We start from the raw sequence: 6439 nt of genomic DNA on the forward strand, positions 1-6439 counted from the left end.
TTTCTCTTTCTTTCGCCTCGAAACCCCATTTTTACCATTTTTATACTCGTTGTATCATATTATGAATCAACTTTTTATACACCCTTTCTATACCAATCGTCCAAGATTCACACCCTTTCTATACCAATCTTCCAAGATTCGTATAAGCTTCCTATAAGCTCCCTATAAGCTAAGACTCCACCCTCCTCACAGCCTTTTTTTATCAAAAACCCCCATCTAATAGCCTTTTTTCATCAAAAACCCTCCCTCCCACACCCTTTCTATACCAATCTTCCAAGATTCGTATAAGCTTCCTATAAGCTCTCTATAAGCTAACCCCACCCGCTTCCTATAAGCTCTCTATAAGCTAACCCATCTAATAGCCTTTTTTCATCAAAAACCCTCCCTCCCACACCCTTTCTATACCAATCTTCCAAGATTCGTATAAGCTTCCTATAAGCTCTCTATAAGCTAACCCCACCCTCTCATAGCCTTTTTTTACCAAAACCCCTCTCAACTCTCTTCCGAACTTTTCTGTTTCCTTCCGAATACTCCTAACAGTCACCAACACATCGCTTTTTCATCTCAAACTTTGCCAAAGTTGAATAAACTAACAAACCCTCCGCTAGTGCGATTCTTGTAGCCTCCTCCTCATTCTCTCATTTTCTCATTTCCAAATTTCCTAATTCTCTAATTTTCTTGTCACTTTTTCGTCGCATTCCTAGTGCCTATGGACTAAGGCCTAAGGCCTCGCACTTTTCTCATTTTCTCATTCTCTCATTTTCTCATTTCTATATTTTCTTTATCTTTGCAAAAAAAATATGTTTTTAATGAAGAAATATATCATCACTTTATCGCTTTTGTGCCTCGCAATGGCTTGCAAAAGCCCCTCAACCGGACAGATAATCCCCCAAGAGGAGATTACTAACCAAATGTATTTCACCTCCAAACCCATTGTTTCTGCTCATCGGGGTGGGGGAGGAGAGCAACTTAAAGGCTATCCCGAAAACTGTTTGGAAAGCATTCAATACCTTTCCAAGAAAGGAATACACAGCTTTGAGATAGATATCTTCGAGAGTGCCGACGGCGATTTGCTCCTGATGCACGACGATAAGTTAGGACGTACCGCCACAGGTCAAGGAGTCGTATCAGCCCTTACTACCGCACAGTTGCGCGCTGAAAAACTCAAAGACGAGTTCGGCAATGTAACTGCCTTTCAGATTCCGTTTTTAAAAGACGTACTTTCGTGGTGTAAAACCAATAAGGGGTACTTAATGTTAGATTTTAAAAAGGGTATTTCTTATCAAAAAGTGGTAGATTTAGTGCGCGAAGAGAAGATGGAAGCGCAAGTGGTGCTTATCAGTTATAATACTGCACAAGCCGAAGCCTTGCATAAGGTAGCTCCTGAGATGCTCCTTTCGGTGAGCGCCCGCAATGAAGACGAACTGAACCGTATTTTGCAAACAGGTATTCCTAAACAGAAGTTGTTGGCTTTCACCGGTATTCGTTTAGCTCCTGATCAGCTGTACGAGCGTTTAAACCAACTAAAAATACCTGCCATATTAGGTACATTAGGTAACTTAGATAAGCGTGCTGCTACCAAAGGCGACCACCTATATACCGAGTGGGCAAAGAAAGGCATACAAGTTTTTTCTACCGATAGACCTTTGGCATTCAAGTAAAAAAAAGAGGTAAGAAACTTACTTCTTACCTCTTTTTTTATCTAAAACAAATCGTTTTCGCTAATACTCTTGTCGTGTTTAGTATAAGCAGTAGGGCGTTTGGCAAAGAAATCGTCAAGCTCATTGCTGAACACTTCCTCCTCAAACCACATCATCGGTTTAGCTTCCTCTCCCGAAATTCCAAAAGGCTTTCCTAATCCCAATTGTGTAAGCGAGTCGTCCAAACGATAACGCATATAGTTCGACAAGTCTTTTTTGCTAAAGAACTCCAATTCACCTTGTTCAAAAATCCAGTCTAGCATCTTGTCTTCCAAAGTGATATAACTACGGATAAAAGTAGTCGCATCTTCTTCGGCTTTAGCTTTCATTTCTGGATTTTCTTCAAATATCTTTTTGAGAATATAAATACCTGCATTGGCGTGTAACTGTTCGTCTACTGATGTCCACGCGATAATATTCGCTACGTTTTTCAAGAACCCTTTAAAACGCGTAAATGAAAGAATAGTAGCAAACTGACTGAACAACGAAGCATTCTCAATAATCAATGTGAAAAACAGAATCCGCTCCATAGCGTTCTCACGATTTTTAGCCAAGTATTCTTTTAATACATTACTGCGTTCTTTAAAAACAGGTACCTCCAATAAGTTTTCAAACTCGTTGTTGTAGCCCAAAACCTCCAATAGGCGTGCATAAGCCTCGCTGTGGCGGAACTCACATTCGGCAAAAGTAGCCCCTAATCCGTTGAATTCAGGTTTAGGGAAGAGGTCGTAGAGGTCTCCCCAGAAAGTCTTTACCGATACTTCCACTTGGGCGATACCTAATAGAGCGCGTTTCACTGCCTCTTTTTCTACAGGTGTTAACTCCGATTTAAAATCCTGAATATCGGCAGTAAACTCCACTTCTGAGTGTACCCAAAACGATTTGTGCATAGCGTTCACAAACTCCATAACCTCAGGATATTCAAAAGGTTTGTAGTTCTCGCGTTTGTCAAAAATTCCCATAATGATAAATGTTTTTTTATGAATGTTTTAATGATGTTTTACAGAGCGCAAAGATAATAAAAATACTATAAACTCCAATAATTTTTCTAATTTGCTAATTCCCACATTCCCTAATTTTCTAATTTTCTCATTCTCTAATTTTCTTCACCTTACCTTTGCTCTTCAAAAAATCTTTTATTTTTACTAATTTTACCTTTTACCTTTTACCTTTTATCTTTTACCTAAATTCCTCCTGTTGATAACTCTGTTAATAACCTGTTAATTTAAATTGATAACTATTTTTTTGTCAATAATAAATTTATTCGTACTTTTGCCTCGTCAAACAATGATTAAACATTTATAGAACTATGGAAGAATTTGTAAAATTAGTAGAACACATTTTGTATATGGAGAATTTCAACACTGCAATTACTCCTGATTTAAAACAAAAGTTTATAGAGCTTAACAGAACTTATGGCAATAATGTGCCCGATAAGTATAAAGCAGACGTAAACAGATTATATAATAGCTTTCGCGATAAACAAAGCGTAGAGGTAGATAGTAACGCTTACGCTGTTAGCTAATAGTAAATGAATGTTTTAGTAACTGGAGGTAGTGGGCAATTAGGTTCTGAAATTCAGGCTAATCCTCACAAGAAAAGTTGCTACTATTTCACGGATATAAATAGCTTGGACATCTGTGATGTCCAAGCTATTCGTGCTTTTGTGCAACTCAATAATATTGATGTCATTGTCAATTGTGCAGCTTATACTAATGTAGATAAAGCCGAAGATGACTCAGCTCTCGCAACTCTTATCAACCATACAGCTGTCGAGAATTTAGCAACTGTTTGTAAAGAACACAACTTGCCTCTTATTCATATTTCCACCGATTATGTATTCGGAGGAAGTAAAAACACTCCTTATACCGAAACCGACCCAACCACACCTCTTGGGGTCTATGGGCGTACTAAATTAGCAGGCGAACAAGCAATACAACAAGCAGGTATTGAACATCTCATTATCCGTACAGCGTGGTTGTACTCATTGCGTTTCGGTCATAACTTTGTAAAGACTATTCAGCGCCTCAGTGCCGAACGTACTGAACTAAAAGTAGTATTCGACCAAGTAGGCTCCCCTACCAACGCTTCTGATTTAGCCGATTTTATTGTGCAAGCAGTCGAAAACCTTTGGTATAAAGGCAAACGTGAGGTATATCACTTCTCTAACGAAGGGGTTTGCTCGTGGTATGACTTTGCAGTAACTATTGTAGCGCAATCGGGTAATGATTGTAAAGTATTACCCTGTCGTTCCGATGAGTTTCCAAGCAAAGTAACGCGCCCTGCCTACTCAGTGTTAGATAAAACCAAGCTAAAAAAAGACTTTAATTATCCAATTCCTCATTGGAGGCATAGTTTTTGCGGTGATAAATGAGAAATAAATGCTAAATTATATGAAAAAAGAAATCTCAAAGAGCCCTTTTAAAGTAGGTGATATTGTAGAAGTATCACCTGATTTAACTATGTTAAAAGATTGGATAACAGGTACTGTTATTAAAATCTTTAAAAATCCGTTTATAGGAGATGAAATAGCTATCAAAGATAATCAAGGACGTATCTTCTTCGGCGTAAAAGATTACTTTAAAGCCTCTAAATCTTAGGTTATGTATGCTATAGCTTTTGATATGAATATATCATCTTTAGAAAAGCATTATGGGAAACCATATAATAATGCTTATTATGAGATAGCTTCAGAACTTGAAAAATATAACTTTTACAGAATACAAGGGAGTACCTATGTAACCGATAATAAGGATATGGGGAATTTAATGTTAGCCATAGATGCCCTTGCTTATATTGAATGGTTTGCTAATGCTGTTAGAGATATAAGAGTATTCAGAATTGAGGACTGGAGTGATTTAACTCGAGTAGTAAAAATAAAATCCACTAAAAAAACATTTATTAATTAGATATGGGACTTATAATAACCATCGCAATCATAGTGATTGTAGTATTTTGGTACATTAGTGCCAATAATAAATTGGTAGCATTAGCCAATAATCGTGAGAACGCCTTTGCTGATATCGATGTGCAACTCAAGCAACGTCACGACCTTATTCCTCAACTCGTAGCAGCCGTAAAAGGCTATATGACTCACGAGTCCGATGTGCTTACCAAAATCACTCAAGCGCGCAGTCGTGCTATGAGCGCTACTGATATAAACGATAAGATTGCAGCTGAGAAAGAACTCTCTTCTGCAATGGGCGCTTTCAATATCCAAGTAGAAGCTTATCCTGATTTGAAAGCGAATACTAACTTTATGCACCTCCAACAAGAAATTGCCGATATAGAAAATAAATTGGCGTCAGTGCGTCGCTTCTTCAACTCTACTACCAAAGAGCTGAATACCGCTATCCAATCGATACCTACTAACATCGTAGCAGGTTTCAAGAAAATGACTCCACAACCCTTCTTCGATTTGGGTACAGAACAACGCCAGCAGTTGGATAAAGCTCCAGAGATTTCGTTTAGCTAATCGAATGCATAGAAGATATATAAAGGAGATGTTTTATAGCGTCTCCTTTATTTGTTTTTTGAACATTGTTTGGTATTTTCATATAAAACTAATATCTTTGCCACTCCTATCCTTGCAAGTAAAGAAAAATTGGTAATAATAAAAACCTAAATTATGCAATATCTTGGTATCCGACAACAAATCGCACGAAATAACACCAAGTCTGTTCTGTATTTATTAGCCTTCCCCTTGCTAATCCTTGCGGGAACCTATGCGGTATTGTATATGCTTAACGACCAAGATATAGAGGCTGTAAATGCTCAATTCCTTTCAGTAGTCCCTGTGGTGCTGATAGGGGTAGCTATATGGTTTGTAATCTCCTACTTCTTCAATACCCAAATGATACAAACCGCCACCCACTCTCGTCCCTTAGAACGCCGTGAGAATATGCGGGTGTATAATCTCACCGAGAACCTTTGTATGAGTGTCGGAATGCCTATGCCTAAGCTCTATATTATAGAAAGCGATGCGCTCAATGCTTTTGCTTCTGGTATCAACCAAAAAACCTTTGCCGTCACCCTCACACGTGGTATTATTAACACGCTTAACGACGATGAACTCGAAGGGGTGATAGCTCACGAACTTACCCATATCCGCAACCGTGATGTCCGTTTGCTTATTATTACCATTGTGTTTGTAGGTATTTTTGCCACGATTGCCAATATCGCTTTCCGCACGATGCTCAATAGTCAGTTGTATTCTTCACGCAACAGGCGAAACGAAAAGGGTGGGGGAGGAGCTGTTGTGCTGGTAGTCTTATTGGTAGCAGGGGTTGTCTATTTCTTTTCAATACTCTTTAAGTTGGCACTTTCTCGCAGTCGCGAATATATGGCTGATGCAGGAGCTGTTGAAATGACCCATAAGTCTTTGGCATTAGCCAATGCCTTAAAGAAAATCTCAGGGCACTCCACCATCGAAGGTGTGGATAACGACGAAGTAAAAGAACTCTTCATCGACTATAAAGCCGAAGGCTTTTTTGCAATGTTCGCCACCCACCCACCTATTCGCAAACGCATACAAGTATTAGAGCAATTTTAATGACTTATGTTAGCTCAAATTAACTAAAACATTCTTACGCATAAGCTTCCCTTCTACAACTCCCCTTGATTCCTTCAGTAAACGTACCTCACCTATGTATCAATCATAGAAGTTTTCTTCATTCATTCTTCACCTTTTATTTGTCTTTACTTCATTCTTGACCCACTGTAGACCCACTGTAGACCCA

General features: G+C 38.6%; 8 protein-coding genes. 7 read left to right on the forward strand and 1 reads right to left on the reverse strand.

Annotated features, from left to right (window positions below):
- Nucleotides 1-800: 800 nt before the first annotated feature.
- The gene (locus tag HMPREF9078_RS06100) at nt 801-1661 is read left to right on the forward strand and encodes a glycerophosphodiester phosphodiesterase family protein (protein WP_009419832.1); all 861 of its coding nucleotides are present in this window, start codon (nt 801-803) and stop codon (nt 1659-1661) included.
- A gap of 41 nt (nt 1662-1702) precedes the next feature.
- Here HMPREF9078_RS06100 and HMPREF9078_RS06105 read toward each other — a convergent pair whose 3' ends face one another.
- Nucleotides 1703-2662 (reverse strand): ribonucleotide-diphosphate reductase subunit beta, encoded by a 960-nt coding sequence (locus tag HMPREF9078_RS06105; protein WP_002675128.1) that lies wholly within the window; start codon nt 2660-2662, stop codon nt 1703-1705.
- Nucleotides 2663-3009: 347 nt separating this feature from the next.
- Between HMPREF9078_RS06105 and HMPREF9078_RS06110 the strand changes: the two genes are divergently transcribed.
- The 6 genes from HMPREF9078_RS06110 to HMPREF9078_RS06135 all read left to right on the forward strand — a co-directional run bounded on the left by HMPREF9078_RS06110 (nt 3010) and on the right by HMPREF9078_RS06135 (nt 6252).
- Complete coding sequence (locus tag HMPREF9078_RS06110) at nt 3010-3225, forward strand: hypothetical protein (protein WP_002675130.1); 216 nt, start codon at nt 3010-3012, stop codon at nt 3223-3225.
- Between the two features lie 6 nt (nt 3226-3231).
- Nucleotides 3232-4074: a dTDP-4-dehydrorhamnose reductase gene (gene rfbD / locus HMPREF9078_RS06115; protein WP_009419833.1), complete on the forward strand. Its 843-nt coding sequence runs from the start codon at nt 3232-3234 to the stop codon at nt 4072-4074.
- A 7-nt stretch (nt 4075-4081) separates the two neighbouring features.
- Nucleotides 4082-4300 carry a hypothetical protein gene (locus tag HMPREF9078_RS06120; protein WP_009419834.1) on the forward strand — a complete coding sequence of 73 codons (219 nt, stop codon included), beginning with the start codon at nt 4082-4084 and terminating at the stop codon, nt 4298-4300.
- A 3-nt stretch (nt 4301-4303) separates the two neighbouring features.
- Complete coding sequence (locus HMPREF9078_RS06125) at nt 4304-4609, forward strand: virulence-associated protein D (RefSeq protein WP_009419835.1); 306 nt, start codon at nt 4304-4306, stop codon at nt 4607-4609.
- A 2-nt stretch (nt 4610-4611) separates the two neighbouring features.
- Nucleotides 4612-5175: a LemA family protein gene (locus tag HMPREF9078_RS06130; protein ID WP_009410846.1), complete on the forward strand. Its 564-nt coding sequence runs from the start codon at nt 4612-4614 to the stop codon at nt 5173-5175.
- A gap of 153 nt (nt 5176-5328) precedes the next feature.
- Complete coding sequence (locus HMPREF9078_RS06135; RefSeq protein ID WP_009419836.1) at nt 5329-6252, forward strand: M48 family metallopeptidase; 924 nt, start codon at nt 5329-5331, stop codon at nt 6250-6252.
- Nucleotides 6253-6439 lie beyond the last annotated feature (187 nt).

The sequence above is a fragment of the Capnocytophaga sp. oral taxon 380 str. F0488 genome, from assembly GCF_000318255.2.
Taxonomy (GTDB): Bacteria; Bacteroidota; Bacteroidia; order Flavobacteriales; family Flavobacteriaceae; genus Capnocytophaga; species Capnocytophaga ochracea.